Source organism: Caldisphaera sp. (assembly GCF_023256325.1).
Classification (GTDB): domain Archaea; phylum Thermoproteota; class Thermoprotei_A; order Sulfolobales; family Acidilobaceae; genus Caldisphaera.
The window spans coordinates 1-13,324 of the sequence record NZ_JAGDXI010000038.1 but is presented as its reverse complement, the minus strand read 5'-3'; the positions used below and the strand labels follow the sequence as shown (position 1 = coordinate 13,324).

Below are 13,324 nucleotides of genomic sequence, written 5' to 3'. Positions count from 1 at the left end.
CTTATCATCAAAGTCAGTGGTAATACCATTCTTCATTGGGCATTTAATATTATGAAAAATAGTAGTAAAAAGCTTACTATAGTTTTTATTCTGACTTCCTCCCCGCCTTTGGAAGGGGCAAGGCTTTCTTTTTATTGTAAACTCCCCGGTTAACAATGATCACTACTTAAGCTTTTTAGATAATGATTAATATTATCAATAATATTAAAATATAATGTCATAAAAATATTAATTTAAATATTAACTAGCGTATTTATATACCCCCTTTATATAATAATTATTTGGTGAAAAACGTTGAGTTCACCTAGTTCAAGTTCATCTAATGAAAATTATGTTATTAGTGACGATGAAAAATTGTGGGCCTTCATAGCCTGGCTTATTCCTTTAATAGGCGGAATCCTTGCATTAGTACTTAAACCTAGTTACAAATTTGCTAAATATTGGTCTTATTTATCGATATCATTTTTCATAATAATTATTATAGCTGATGTTATCACTATTTTATTAAGAATTATGCCTATCCTTGACCTCTTTATATCAATTCTTATTGGTCTTGGATTATTTATAGTATGGATTCTAGGAATATTAAAATCTTTGCAAAAGGTCTATTGGAAACCTAAGGTAATTTATGATATAGCGCAATTATTAGGTATAGAGCATGCCTAACCTTAAATCTAAAAGATGCAATAAACTTTAAAATCAGCTTTAAATTCTCTAGCGTTAACGAATAATTCAGGTGGAATGCTTGGGCAAAGTAAGGACTTTAATGATAAAACGTCTCGCAAGAGAACTGTTAAGAGATCATCCAGATCTGTTTACAGAAGACTTTAATATGAATAAACAAGTTGTGGGAAAAATTACTTCTTATAAATCGAAGAGATTAAGAAATCAGGTAGCAGGTTATATAACTAGTTTAGTAAAGTTAAGCAAAAAGAAACAAAAGATTATAGAAGAAAATACAGGCACTGCCCAGCAATGAGCTGGGAGATTAACTTTGAGCATAAAAATTAAACTTCTAGCTGCTTTAAAATATAAGGCCAATGGCAATGAAACAATTGAAGTAGATGCAAATTCTTGGAAAGAGGCTTTAAAAAAATTAATAAATAAATATCCAGATTTATCAATAGCCATAGATCCTGATGGAAACCCTAAATCAGGTTTTGTTGTATTTGTAGATGGGGTTGATTATAGGATAAAAGAAGATGAAGAAGAAGCTAAAGAAATCTACATCTTGCCAGTTAACCATGGAGGAATAGAAGTTCTGCTATTATCATGGGAAGATATAGAAAATGATATTAATGTAATAGGAGAAAAGATACTAAAATCAGGATATAGGCCTGATGTTATAATATCTATTTTAAGGGGTGGAGTAATCCCGGGAAGGTTGCTAGCAGATAGGTTAGGTATTGATGACATCGGTTCAATGGAAATAAAATTATACATAGCTGCAGGTCAGAAAGGAGAAAGACCATATATGAGACAACCAGTTACTTTACCTATAAAAGATAAAAAAGTTTTATTGGTAGACGATGTAAGCGATTCAGGCCTAACATTGGAATTTGCAATACAAGCTATTTCTCTTTACATGCCATCTGAAATAAAGACCACAACATTATATATGAAGCCTTGGACTAGACTTGTACCAGATTTCTATGCTGAAGAAGTAGACAAATGGGTAGTTTTTCCATGGGAAAAGAATGAGTTTGAAAAAGAAGCAAAATCTATGACAGGGCTAGTTATAAAGAATAGATGATAAAACACCTTATTTTTATAACATAAAAAAATAAGCATAACCAAAAAAGCTCTTTTCTACATTTATAATTGTGGCGAGCTAGATTGGGAGAGGAAGAAATTTACTGCGAAATGTGTGGCTCCCTGATAAAAGGGAAGCCTTTTAAAGCGCTTGTCGATGGAACTGAAATGATATTGTGTGCAAATTGTTATAATAAGCTTATGAAGAGTGGAAGAGCATTGCCTGCGCCCGAGAGAAAGATAGAGCAAAAAAAGGTAGAAAAACCAAAGAAAGCATTCAAGTCAATGGACCAATTTGAAATCGTTGAAGGATATGGAGAAGAAATAAGGAAAGGAAGAGAATCAAAAGGTTGGACCCAAGCGGTTCTTGCCCAAAAGCTTAAAATAAGTGAAGCATTACTCAAAAAAATTGAAAGTGAAAAAGTTAAACCATCTATAGATCTTGCAAAGAAGATAGAGCAAATACTTAAGGTTAAAGTCCTTCAGCCTGTTGAATTTGATGAAGGAGAAGAAAATAGTTTATCTCCAGATAAGGTAACTTTTGGAGATGTTGTAGTTGTAAGAAGGGATGAAGATTAATTGGACTTCGATGGAAACAATAAGAAAAAAGCTTTTTTGATTTTATCTAGCAAATTCTATGAACATTTCGATGAAGCAATTATTCTAGCTGAAACTGCAGGATATGAGATTGTTGGATTTAAGAAATTTAGGGGAGGTAGAAGAATAACTGATAACCTTATAGAAATTATTAAAAATAACAAGAAAGATTTAGAATTCGATACAGTGATCTATTATGGTGATATTGAACCTTCATCAGTATTTAAATTAGAAAAGGAGACTAAAATAAGAGTGCTGGACAGAGTTCAGCTTATATTAGAAATTTTTGCTCAGCATGCGGGAAGTAAAGAAGCGTTACTCCAAATAGAAATGGCAAGGATTAAACACGACCTACCTATAATTAGAGAATATATAAGGAGAACTAAATTGGGAGAACTTGCTGGTTTCTTAGGCCCAGGTAAATATGGAATTGATACTTATAAAAAACAGTTAACATCAAGGCTTGCAAAAATAAAGGGGGAACTTGAGCAGTTAAGAAAAACTGAGCAAGAAAGGTTAATGAGAAGAAAAGAACTAGGAATGATAAGCATCCCAATTGTTGGTTATGCTTCAGCAGGTAAAACTTCCCTTTTTAATTTAATAACAGGTGAGTCTAAACCTGTTGGTCCAGAATATTTTACTACTCTTTTTCCAAAGCATAAAATGATAAAATATGATGGTTTAAAGCTGGCATTCGCAGATACAGTTGGATTCATAAGAGATGTGCCTCCTGAAGTAATAGAGGCCTTTTATTCAACGTTAGAAGAAGTTACAATTTCAGATATTATAGTTTTTGTTATCGATATAACTGAGAGTGAAAAAGATATAAAAGAAAAAATATTAGCTGGAACTGACATACTAAAGAAACTAAATGCTATAAATAAACCTATAGTTTTCGTTTTAAATAAAATAGACGAAATAAAAAGTGATGAAATTTCTAACAAAACAGAGTCTATAAAAAAATCATTTCCCTTTATAAATAAAATCATACCAATTTCAGCAAAGAAAAACATAGGAATTGATGAATTGCTAAAAGAAATTATAGGTATAAGCAGAAAAATTAAGGTTTACATTTAATATATAGTTAATAAACCATGTTTTTCTTAGCAAATTAGGTATAAAAATGGATAGTCTAGAAAACCTTTCGAAGATATATGAAAAGGTTTATGTATTAAGACTTGGCCATAGACCAGAAAGGGATAAAAGAATAACAACTCATGTTGCATTGGTTTCAAGAGCCTTTGGAGCAAATGGATTTATCTTAGAAGGTATTTGTGATAATAAGGTTGAGGAATCATTAATAAAGGCATCTAAAAGTTGGGGAGGAAAGATCGATTATTTGTGCAATGTTAATGGAAAAGAATTCGTCAAAAAATGGAAAGAAGAAGGAGGAGAAGTAATTAATTTAACGATGTATGGTCTAGGAGTCGAAGATGTTATAGATAAGATATCTTCTGTCCCTAAGAAAAAGCTCATAATAGTTGGGGCAGAAAAAGTTGAAAGGTTTTATTATGATAACTCCGATTACAATGTAGCAGTAGGATGGCAACCTCATAGTGAAGTTGCTGCTTTAGCAATTTTTTTAGATAGATTATTTAAAGGCAGAGAACTATTATATAACTACAGGGACGCACAATATAGAATAATACCATCTAAAAGAGGGAAAAAGGTTGAAAGAAGATAACTTGAAAGATGATGAAGGGGATAGTAAGGAAGAAGTTCAACTAAATTATATAAATCAGCTAAGAGAATTTGTTAGGCTTTTAGCATTAAAGGCAGAAACCGATGATAAGATGGCATCAGAGATACTTGATATATTATTAAAAACGGATCCTGAAAGAGGAATTAGCGATGAAGAGATAGAAAGCATGACGTCTTATAGACAAAGTGATGTTAGAAAGGTCTTAAGATTATTATATGATGCTAGGCTTTCAACCTATAGAAGAGGCAAACATCCAGAAACTGGAGCAACCAGGTATTATTGGTATATAGATATGAGAGGTGTCAGCTTAGCTATAATAAGGAGGAAAAAAGCTGTTTTGGAAAAGCTTAAATCAAGAGTAGCATATGAAAGTAATAATGAATTTTATAAATGCCCAAAGGATAACACAAGATATACATTTGATGTGGCATTTGAATACGATTTTATTTGCCCCAAATGTGGTAGCATGCTAGAGCTAGATGATAATAAGCAATACATAGATATATTAAAGAAAAGAATTTCTTTATTAGAGGAGGAAATAAAACAGGATGAGAGCAAAGTTTTCAGTGCTTGATATATTTTCTGGGGCAGGTGGATTTTCAAGAGGATTTAAGGAAGCAGGATTTGATATTTTGGTTTCCATAGAAAATGATCCACCAGTTTCAAAAACATATAAAGCTAATTTCCCCGAAACAGAGCAAATAGCAGATGATGTTAAAGAAATAGATTATAATGTCCTAAAATCTTTAGGATATCAAAGAGGAGACTTTGATGTAATAATAGCCTCCCCTCCTTGCGAGCCCTTTACTCCTACAAACAAAAATAGGAAAACTGATCCTATAGATAGACTTTATTGCGATCCCATAGGACAGCTTTATTTACATGCAATTAGAATAATAAATGAAGTTAGACCGAAATTTTTTGTAATAGAAAACGTTGCCGGTATTTTGCAAGACGATATAAAAGAATCTATATTTAAAGAATTAAAAAGATCAGGCTATGATGAGATCTATTTTAATGTGTTGTACGCAGAACATCATGGAGTGCCTAGCATGAGAACTAGGGTTTTTGTTTCCAATTTAAAACTAGAACTAAAAAAACAAAGAATGATAAGCGTTGAAGAAGCATTAAAAGATTTGCCAAACCCAGGATCATATTGGCCTCCTAATCATGAAGAGCCTCAACCATTAACTAAAAGGCTGAGGAAAAGAGTTTCTAATGCTAGATGGGGAAGGGCTATGATAGAATTCGAAGGAGCTGAAAATAAAAGATTCAGAAATTTTATAAGGTTAAATCCATATAGACCTGCTCCAACAGTTATGGGATCTTCACGATTTATACATCCATTTGAGGATAGGTTATTAACAGTTAGAGAACAAGCCCGTTTAATGGGTTTTCCAGACTATCATGTTTTCCTAGGAGGAAGAGATTCCCAATACAATATGATCGGCGAAGCGGTTCCGCCTCCCTTATCAAAAGAAATTGCCTTATATGTAATGAATTATTTAAAAGAAAACATTGTTAACCGGGGGGTTAACAATCAAAAATTGATGTAAAACCAATTGTTAAGAATTAAATTAGATATGAATTCCTAGTATTTGCTTTTTCTCTTCTAATCTTTTCTTAACCTTGTCAACAGCCTTAATGAAATGATCTTGATTTACATAATTGAGCTTTTCTCTAATAGCGAAAAAGCCTGCTTCCGTAGTTATGGCCTTTATTTCTGCCCCGGAAAATCCCTCAGTAATTTGCGCTATAAATTCTAGGTCAACGTCTTTAAGTTTCATATTCTTTGTATGGATTTTCAATATTTCTAACCTTCCATTTTTATCTGGTAATGGCACTTCTATAATTCTATCAAACCTTCCTGGCCTTAGAAGAGCTGGGTCCAATAGATCGACTCTGTTGGTTGCAGCTATTACTTTAACGCTATCTAAAGGATCAAAACCATCGATCTCAGCTAATAGCTGCAATAAAGTTCTTTGAACTTCTCTATCTCCACTTGTCCCCATCTCAATTCTTCTAGATCCTATAGCATCCATTTCATCTATGAAAATTATTGTAGGTTTCTTTTCCCTTGCCAGTTTAAAAACTTCTCTTACGATTCTAGCCCCTTCACCAATAAACTTGTTAACAAATTGACTAGCAACTACTCTTATGAACGTAGCTTTTACTTCACCAGCAAGAGACCTCGCAAGTAGTGTCTTACCAGTTCCTGGTGGACCGTATAATAAAACACCCTTTGGTGGATCTATACCTAAAGACTTAAAGAGGTCCTGCCTCGTTATTGGTAGGCCAACTACTTCATAAATCTCCCTTATTTGGTTTTGAAGGCCCCCAACATCTTTAAATGTAAAACCTGGCGTTTCTTCTATTTCCATTGCTTCTACAAATGGATCGTAAATGTTTGGAAGAACTTCCACTATAGTAGAGCCCTTATTATTTAACGCAACAGATATCCCAGGCCGTAGTTTTGAAGTATCAATACTGTTTCCTATCTTAACAACAAGATTAGGTCCTGTTGAACTTTTAACTATTGCTCTCCCATCGTTTAATACTTCTAAAAGCATGGCTTCTATATATGGTGGTTCTAAAAGTTTAGTCATCTCTTGACGATAATACTCAAGATCTCTTTCTAGTGAAATTTTCATTTGTGTTAAATATCTTATTCTTTCTTTTAAATAAGAAATGTCTTCATCTTCATCATCTTGACTGGCCTTCTTGTTTGAATCGCTTATTGACAATTCAATTTCACCTGATTAATAATAGCATTCATTAGTTTTTAACCTGGTAAGCTAAGTGTTGAGGGAAAGTTAAAATTCCTTTATTAATATTAACCTCAGAGTGTCCTGTATCATCAATTTCAGTAACGTCACCACTCATCATAGGTAATTTTTCCCTTTTCTGAATTAAATTATCTAAGCTATTAAGTATATCTATTATAAAATTTCCTTTTATAATAAAATTATCTTAATAAAATAATGCTAAACACTATTTTTATCATTCTTTTATGGTGTTTGCTATATTATATATACTACTACACATTCTAAAAATCTCCTCTAACTCAAATCTATTTTTCTTATATTAATTAAAACAATAATACAGTCATCATTATACAAACAGTAATATTAATAATGAATTCTTACGGTTTCATCCCCTTAGTTTTAATACTATAATATTTCAGAAGAAGTAGTATTAGTTATAATGCTAACAATTTTTTAACATGTCCTTAAGATTTCTAGTTAACCCAACTCTAATACCAAGTCTTGGATCTGTATATATATAAAGAATTCCTTTACTTTGTAAATTTCTTAACCTTTTTAATAACCAATTATAGTCTGCATTAAGTCTTTCCGTTATCTGATCCAGATAAACATATGTTACTCCATATTTTGCATAGTGTGTAAGGAGAAACGATGTTATTTCCATTTCTTCTTCATCTATGCTATCCTTTAATTGTTGTAGCACGCATGCAACTTGGGAAACCCTGTTTTGTCGTTTATTGTCTGCTAGATTGGTTTTACTCGCAATAAATGACAAAGATTCCTTAGTTTTACCTTTCTCGCTGATATTACTTTTGTCGTTTATTGTCTTCTTAACTAATTCACCCGCTACCTTTTGTGCCAAAGCAACAAACTCATTGAATTTTTCATCAGAAGTTTTTGATATTATTTCTCTTGCAAAATCTTCTCCTTTAGGAGTTAAATACCAAAGGCCCATATCATATTCAACAAAACCTCTTTCTTTCCAATATGATAAATAGCTAGAAATATATTTTGTTTCTTTATTTAAATATTGAGCTATTTCATTAGATCTCATAGGCCTTGATATTAATAAAATAAGTATTGCATCAACTAATCTACTTCTAGGACCCCCCTTTTCATTATTTTTTATTTGATTTATTAGATCATCTATTCTGTCATTATTCATTATTCCCCCCTTATTGTATTTTATTGTAAAAGATTTGCTGGGTACTTCTTAGTATTACTAAGTTTTCATTAATTCTGAATGTTAGTAGTTAAACAACATTGTTTTATGATCTCAACATAAAAAGAATAGAGGCTTTGAAGGCATGATTTAGGAGTTATAATGATAACCCCCCGGTTAACAATATTAGAGAACTCTTCTGAGCATCTTATTAATTCACTTTGTAAGTAATCTGGTAAACCTGGAAAACCAATACTGTTGTTTTCTATAAAACCAATAACTGCCATCCTGCAGTTATTTGATATTATTTCATCCCTTATTTCATGTATAGAAGTTAAATCTTTTGGAGGGGCTTCCATTTCCATTATTAAAATTTCGCATTCTTCTAACCCTTCTATTTTTAATTTAGATTCAAATATTTTTAATTTAGATTCAAATATTTTTAATATTTTTTCTCCTTTATCGGTTAATTTATTGCGCTTTCCCATTTGTATAATTAGTTTGTTTTCTTTAAGCCTCCTAAGCATGGTTTTTATAGAGGCTTCTCCCAAATTAAAATATGAGGAAAGAAATGGCCTGCCAACGTCTTTGTTTTTAAAAATTCTCAATGTTTCTATAACATGATAAATATTATATCCTGGTATTCCACCTTTTTCAGGTTTTGTTATGTTTATTATTTGGTCTATTGCCTCGCAATCCTGTTGCTGGCAATACACTCCACGCACCTTCATCTACTTCAACCCCTTGTTCTATCATGAAAACTGCAACATCATTTGGAGTTATCTCACTATTATTTAGTACTGCCCTCCTTAAATTTTCCCAAGAACCATTTATTTTTATTCCAAAATCTTCATATAGCCATTCAACAGCTTCATTAATGTCAATTTTGTTCTTCATCTGGCTTAGTAATGCTTCTTTTACTGATTTCTCATAGAGCTTTCCTTTAATTGTTGTCATTTTATCCCCAATTTTTTGATAAAATAAAAATTTATAAATGTCCATTAATTGTTAACATATTTTTACATGTTAATATTTATAATTTTTCAGAATTTTGTTAATATAATATAGAAAAACAGAGATATTTATAGGTTTTGCCTGAAACTAAAGAAAAGCTGGTGATATAAGTGTCTGATGGAAAAGAAGTTGAGGAAGAAAAAGTAATATCGGATAACCTTTCGGTAATATATGAGGACACAGATTTAGTTGTTTATACAGCCCCGAATGAAGAAGAGTTGAAGGACATTTTATTGGATTTATTAAGGAAAAATGGTAAGATGAGTATTAAGGACTTTCATAGGTATTTATCTGGTTTAGCTAGCGAAGATAAGATTAGATACGCTTTAAACGAACTTCTTAAAGATGAGGCTGTAATTATTGACCGTCAAGGCTATTTCTATTCCATGGAGCTTCTAAATAGCGGAGGATACTCGCCTGAAGAAGTAGGAGAGCTTATAGAAAATCAATCAGATGGAGAAGGTTTTTAAATAGAAATTTTTAAACAAATTTTCTTAGATTCACACCTTATATATCTTATTTACATATAATAAAAAAGGGGAGGGCCTTGTCACTTGATGAACTTGCAGGCATCGAAATGGAGCTAATGAAGTACATAGAGGGCCTAGATAAATCTGAAAAAAGATTGCTTGAAGTATCTAAAAATTCTGTTAACGATAGTTTAATTTTAGTTAGACAATGGAAAGCAATATTGCAAGGGTTTGTGATGGAGATACAGAAAATAATTTATGATAATAAAAATGGGCATAGCTTAGTAAAGGAAGTTGAGGCCTGCATCTTATCTGATAAGGCAAATGCAGTTATGAGGAACTCTAGTCCAAGAGATCCCATTTATACCAATGTAAGACCATTAATATCTGCTATATCCGCTATATCTTCTGTTATGTGTGAAAGGCAATATAAAAAAGTAGCTTCATAAAAATTATACTTTAATATTAAGCTTTATATACCTACTTTAAAGGGAAATTTTAACTAAGTAAAAGGTTTTTAACTCTAGATACACTATAAAAATGAATTCATTAAATAGTAATAAAGTGTGATAGCCAAGAGGGAACAAAGATGTCAAGCTTAGAAGAAAAGCTGTTGATAGATAAAAAACAATTAGCTCAGGTATTAAAGGAACTAAAAGAATGGAATGCACCAGCAACTGTTTTACTAAGTCTTTATGTTCCTCCAGGAAGGCCTATAGGAGACGTATTGCAATTATTAAGGGATGAATTATCAATAAGCGATAACATTAAGCTAAAAAGAACAAGGCAAGCTGTAAAAAGAGCAGTTTCAGCAGCTATGGATAGAGTTTCAATGCTTCAAAAAATCCCTGCAAACGGTTTGGTAGCGTTTTGCGGAGAAAATATGGAGACAGGAGAATTCATATGCGATATGTTTAGTCCTCCAGAAAAGGTGCCAGTTTTTTATTATAGAACGGATAAGAAGTTTGTCTTAGAAATATTAGAGGAAATGGTTCAAAGTGAAGATGTTGTGGGTATTGTAATAGTTGAAAGGGATCAAGCAACTATAGGTATATTAAAGGGAAGTAGGCTTGAAGTCTTAGATGAGGTGGAAGATTATATACCTGGAAAGCATATGATGGGTGGGCAAAGTCAGCGAAGAATTGATAGAATTATAGAACAAATGGTTGATGAATTTTTAAAAAGGTTAGGGGAAAGAGTAACAAACTACTTTTTACCATATTTAGAAATGGGGAAACTAAAAGCAATCATAATAGCTGGTCCAGGATATGCTAAGGAAGATTTTGTTAAGGGAGGTTATTTAGATTATAGGTTGCAGCAATTAGTCAATAAAGAGCTTATAGACGTTGCCTATCAAGGGGAACAAGGTTTAAGAGAAGTTATAATGAAGGCACAAAATGTTGTTCAATTCGCAATTTACAGAGAGGCTAATGAAGCATTAGAGACTTTTAAAGGACATTTAGCAAGGAATACCGGGCTAGTTGTTTATGGAGAAGATGATGTTAAGAGATCATTAGAAATGGGTATGGTCTCAATCTTACTTTTGCATGAGGATGTGAATATAGAGAGATGGAAAGAAGAAGCAGAAAAATCAGGTGCAAAGGTTATTATAATACCCAATAGCTTGCCTGAATCCGATTGGTTTTACAAAACTTTTGGGGGAATAGCGGGTATATTAAGATACAAAATATCTTAGTCTTCTGAATTTATTTTTCTAACTCTATCAATCCCATTTATATCTTCTATATAATTTACAACAGAAGGAGTAACATAATTCTTCCATTTTTTATCATTTTTTGCCATAAGTTCCCTTATCACTTCTCCTCTCCATTCGTTTCTATTAAAAAGTGGTGGTGTTAATACTTCAATACCGGCATCGGCAAATGCCTTACTTATAACAGGGTTTCTTGTTAAAATTGCTTTAACTTTTGGTATATAAGATAAAACATAATATGCACATCCAATGCTGATTTCTAGAGTAGGTATTGTGGCTGTTATGATCTTATCTAATGGAATGCCGCTGTCTTTTGCTGATAATCTTGCCATCTCTATTCTTTCTCCTGCAGTAAATGGGTTTCTAGGAGTATAGTTTTCAGAGGCCATTCCAACTAATATGGCTACTTCATCAAATCCTTGCTCAAAGGACCACTTAACTAAGCTCAGATGGCCTAGATGAAACGGTTGGAATCTTCCATATATTAATGCCCTCTCTACCAAATTAATGCCCCAGTTAAGTTTTATATTCTCAAACTTAAAAACATAAATATTTCTAAATCTGAACTTTACTAATTATTTTTTATTCTGTTAACATGAAAATAAGAGGGGGTTAAAATTGGAAGAAAAATCGTGGAGAGCTGCTATTTTTGCTGAGATTGGAGAGCCTTTATCATGGATAATAGGTGTTTTATCTATAGCAATTGCTTTAGGAGGAAGCCAAATAATTAATTTATATTTTTATATGTCACCTATATTCATAGGCATTATTGTTGGTTTTATTTCTCATGAGTATATGCATAGGTATTTATCAAGAAAATATCATATGGCTTCTAGATATACTGCTAATGTATTGGGAGTATTAATAACGCTTGTATCTTCAATATTACCTATTAAGCTTTTGATGCCGGGTTATGTTAAGACATGGACTCTTGGACCAGTATCAAGGAAAGGTTTGTTATACTCTGTTGCAGGTGGTCCCATAACAAATATAGTAATAGCAATAGCTTTGTATGTAGCATCGTTTGGCTTTCCTTTATATTCTGCTTTTCTTAGAGAGATAGGTTGGGTAAATGCGTATATATCTCTCTTTAATTTGATTCCGATACCTCCTTTAGATGGAGAAAAAATATTAAGGTTGGACATTGCTTTATGGGTTTTTCTCTTTATTTTATCTTTAGTTTTGGTTTTTATTTTGTAAAGTATTTTTCTAATTAGGTTATTATTCTCGAGCTAATAACTAAGTTTTTAGGTGAGGGAAGTGAGTGAACCAAAGCAGACAAATGACCAAGATGTAAAGAAAAAATGGATTTTAAAAATGCTAAAAAGCGCTAAAGCACAATATAAATTATGCCCTTATTTTGACAAAAAAACAGTACAATGCTTTCTGATGCTTACCATGAAAAACAAAAATTCTAAATGTGATAGAGATGGTAGGTTTGACACTTGTCCTTTGTTTCTAGAGTATTTGGATAAGGTTTATGAAAATCTTTATAAAAATAAAAAAGTTATGCCTAACAATTTTCAGGATATAGTTAACACACTAATTTAAGTAAATATGATTTTATTAATTCATAATTATGAATATAAAATATTATATATTCTGGTTTTATAGAATTTAATTATCTAAAGGCAAAAAATAAAAACGGACGGAAATAAATAGTAATTAGCTGGTGAACTTATTGGGCAAGGGGCTTGACAATATAGTAGAATTAATTGATGAAACTGTAAAAAAAGTTGCCCTAGGCCTATACATAAATTTAAATCATAATTCATATACTTATTATAAGAAGTCTTTTAAATTATTAGTTATTGAAAACCCCTTGCAAGCATATAATTTAATAAAAGAAATTTCATCTAGTAGCACTACAAGGCTTTTATTTAAAATAATATGTAGAGCATTAAATTTTGATTCATCAAAAATTGATAGTATAGTTGATTCTTTAGAGAATGGCGATGAAAAGCCATTTAAAGATATGATAGATTCTATTCAATAGTTAAAAAGTTTAAAAAACGAAAAATTTTTGTACTTAAAAAACGAAAAAAGATTTATATTCAGAAAATGTAATACCATCAATGGATAGGATTGAAGTGGTGAATATTGTCTCTAACAAAGCTGGGTATCAAAGGCCTCGACGAAATTTTAAAC

19 protein-coding genes are annotated in these 13,324 nt (G+C 31.7%); 14 read left to right on the top strand and 5 right to left on the bottom strand.

What is annotated here, in order from left to right; translation table 11 throughout:
• The first annotated feature begins 294 nt into the window (after nt 1–294).
• The 8 genes from Q0C16_RS05185 (at nt 295) to Q0C16_RS05150 (ending at nt 5,607) form a co-directional block, all read left to right on the top strand.
• Entirely contained in the window at nt 295–666 is a 372-nt protein-coding gene (locus tag Q0C16_RS05185; protein ID WP_292320146.1) for a hypothetical protein, read from the top strand.
• Between the two features lie 79 nt (nt 667–745).
• The gene (locus Q0C16_RS05180; RefSeq protein ID WP_367117913.1) at nt 746–979 is read left to right on the top strand and encodes a 30S ribosomal protein S17e; all 234 of its coding nucleotides are present in this window, start codon (nt 746–748) and stop codon (nt 977–979) included.
• A 15-nt stretch (nt 980–994) separates the two neighbouring features.
• Nucleotides 995–1,753: a phosphoribosyltransferase family protein gene (locus Q0C16_RS05175; protein WP_292320142.1), complete on the top strand. Its 759-nt coding sequence runs from the start codon at nt 995–997 to the stop codon at nt 1,751–1,753.
• An 83-nt stretch (nt 1,754–1,836) separates the two neighbouring features.
• Nucleotides 1,837–2,331: a multiprotein bridging factor aMBF1 gene (locus Q0C16_RS05170; protein ID WP_292320139.1), complete on the top strand. Its 495-nt coding sequence runs from the start codon at nt 1,837–1,839 to the stop codon at nt 2,329–2,331.
• Entirely contained in the window at nt 2,332–3,426 is a 1,095-nt protein-coding gene (gene hflX, locus Q0C16_RS05165) for a GTPase HflX (protein WP_292320137.1), read from the top strand.
• 46 nt (nt 3,427–3,472) lie between these two features.
• A complete protein-coding gene (locus Q0C16_RS05160; RefSeq protein ID WP_292320135.1) occupies nt 3,473–4,033 on the top strand; it encodes a tRNA (cytidine(56)-2'-O)-methyltransferase in 561 nt (186 codons plus the stop codon).
• Nucleotides 4,020–4,625: a transcription initiation factor IIE subunit alpha gene (locus tag Q0C16_RS05155; RefSeq protein WP_292320133.1), complete on the top strand. Its 606-nt coding sequence runs from the start codon at nt 4,020–4,022 to the stop codon at nt 4,623–4,625. Before Q0C16_RS05160 ends, Q0C16_RS05155 begins: the two co-directional genes overlap by 14 nt.
• Nucleotides 4,600–5,607: a DNA cytosine methyltransferase gene (locus Q0C16_RS05150; RefSeq protein ID WP_292320132.1), complete on the top strand. Its 1,008-nt coding sequence runs from the start codon at nt 4,600–4,602 to the stop codon at nt 5,605–5,607. The genes Q0C16_RS05155 and Q0C16_RS05150 overlap by 26 nt, the downstream gene beginning before the upstream one ends.
• 21 nt (nt 5,608–5,628) lie before the next feature.
• Here the strand turns inward: Q0C16_RS05150 and Q0C16_RS05145 are convergent, their stop codons facing one another.
• The 4 genes from Q0C16_RS05145 to Q0C16_RS05130 all read right to left on the bottom strand — a co-directional run bounded on the left by Q0C16_RS05145 (nt 5,629) and on the right by Q0C16_RS05130 (nt 8,935).
• Nucleotides 5,629–6,795, bottom strand: coding sequence for a proteasome-activating nucleotidase (locus Q0C16_RS05145; RefSeq protein WP_292320130.1), 1,167 nt, complete (start codon nt 6,793–6,795; stop codon nt 5,629–5,631).
• A gap of 463 nt (nt 6,796–7,258) precedes the next feature.
• Nucleotides 7,259–7,981, bottom strand: a complete 723-nt coding sequence (locus tag Q0C16_RS05140) for a replication initiator protein WhiP (protein WP_292320128.1) — start codon at nt 7,979–7,981, stop codon at nt 7,259–7,261.
• A 68-nt stretch (nt 7,982–8,049) separates the two neighbouring features.
• The gene (locus Q0C16_RS05135; protein ID WP_292320125.1) at nt 8,050–8,694 is read right to left on the bottom strand and encodes a hypothetical protein; all 645 of its coding nucleotides are present in this window, start codon (nt 8,692–8,694) and stop codon (nt 8,050–8,052) included.
• The gene (locus Q0C16_RS05130) at nt 8,633–8,935 is read right to left on the bottom strand and encodes a hypothetical protein (RefSeq protein WP_292320123.1); all 303 of its coding nucleotides are present in this window, start codon (nt 8,933–8,935) and stop codon (nt 8,633–8,635) included. Before Q0C16_RS05130 ends, Q0C16_RS05135 begins: the two co-directional genes overlap by 62 nt.
• A gap of 167 nt (nt 8,936–9,102) precedes the next feature.
• On the opposite strand from Q0C16_RS05130, the gene Q0C16_RS05125 reads away from it, so the two are divergent.
• The 3 genes from Q0C16_RS05125 (at nt 9,103) to prf1 (ending at nt 11,158) form a co-directional block, all read left to right on the top strand.
• Nucleotides 9,103–9,462: a hypothetical protein gene (locus tag Q0C16_RS05125; protein WP_292320122.1), complete on the top strand. Its 360-nt coding sequence runs from the start codon at nt 9,103–9,105 to the stop codon at nt 9,460–9,462.
• Nucleotides 9,463–9,539: 77 nt separating this feature from the next.
• Nucleotides 9,540–9,911: a hypothetical protein gene (locus Q0C16_RS05120; RefSeq protein ID WP_292320120.1), complete on the top strand. Its 372-nt coding sequence runs from the start codon at nt 9,540–9,542 to the stop codon at nt 9,909–9,911.
• Nucleotides 9,912–10,051: 140 nt separating this feature from the next.
• Nucleotides 10,052–11,158: a peptide chain release factor aRF-1 gene (gene prf1, locus Q0C16_RS05115; RefSeq protein WP_292320118.1), complete on the top strand. Its 1,107-nt coding sequence runs from the start codon at nt 10,052–10,054 to the stop codon at nt 11,156–11,158.
• On the opposite strand, the gene Q0C16_RS05110 is transcribed toward prf1, so the two are convergent.
• Nucleotides 11,155–11,679, bottom strand: a complete 525-nt coding sequence (locus Q0C16_RS05110) for a nicotinamide-nucleotide adenylyltransferase (RefSeq protein ID WP_292320115.1) — start codon at nt 11,677–11,679, stop codon at nt 11,155–11,157. The two genes, prf1 and Q0C16_RS05110, sit on opposite strands and share 4 nt — an antisense overlap.
• Nucleotides 11,680–11,794: 115 nt before the next feature.
• On the opposite strand from Q0C16_RS05110, the gene Q0C16_RS05105 reads away from it, so the two are divergent.
• The 3 genes from Q0C16_RS05105 (at nt 11,795) to Q0C16_RS05095 (ending at nt 13,172) form a co-directional block, all read left to right on the top strand.
• Nucleotides 11,795–12,376 (top strand): hypothetical protein, encoded by a 582-nt coding sequence (locus Q0C16_RS05105; protein ID WP_292320113.1) that lies wholly within the window; start codon nt 11,795–11,797, stop codon nt 12,374–12,376.
• Between the two features lie 60 nt (nt 12,377–12,436).
• Nucleotides 12,437–12,727: a hypothetical protein gene (locus Q0C16_RS05100; protein ID WP_292320111.1), complete on the top strand. Its 291-nt coding sequence runs from the start codon at nt 12,437–12,439 to the stop codon at nt 12,725–12,727.
• A gap of 130 nt (nt 12,728–12,857) precedes the next feature.
• Complete coding sequence (locus tag Q0C16_RS05095; RefSeq protein WP_292320110.1) at nt 12,858–13,172, top strand: hypothetical protein; 315 nt, start codon at nt 12,858–12,860, stop codon at nt 13,170–13,172.
• Nucleotides 13,173–13,324: the final 152 nt, after the last annotated feature.

Bases quoted from the DNA above. Each gene is read 5' to 3' on its own strand.
- prf1 (WP_292320118.1), top strand. From the start codon at position 10,052: ATGTCAAGCTTAGAAGAAAAGCTGTTGATAGATAAAAAACAATTAGCT.
- Q0C16_RS05150 (WP_292320132.1), top strand. From the start codon at position 4,600: ATGAGAGCAAAGTTTTCAGTGCTTGATATATTTTCTGGGGCAGGTGGA.
- Q0C16_RS05140 (WP_292320128.1), bottom strand. From the start codon at position 7,981: ATGAATAATGACAGAATAGATGATCTAATAAATCAAATAAAAAATAAT.
- Q0C16_RS05160 (WP_292320135.1), top strand. From the start codon at position 3,473: ATGGATAGTCTAGAAAACCTTTCGAAGATATATGAAAAGGTTTATGTA.
- Q0C16_RS05130 (WP_292320123.1), bottom strand. From the start codon at position 8,935: ATGACAACAATTAAAGGAAAGCTCTATGAGAAATCAGTAAAAGAAGCA.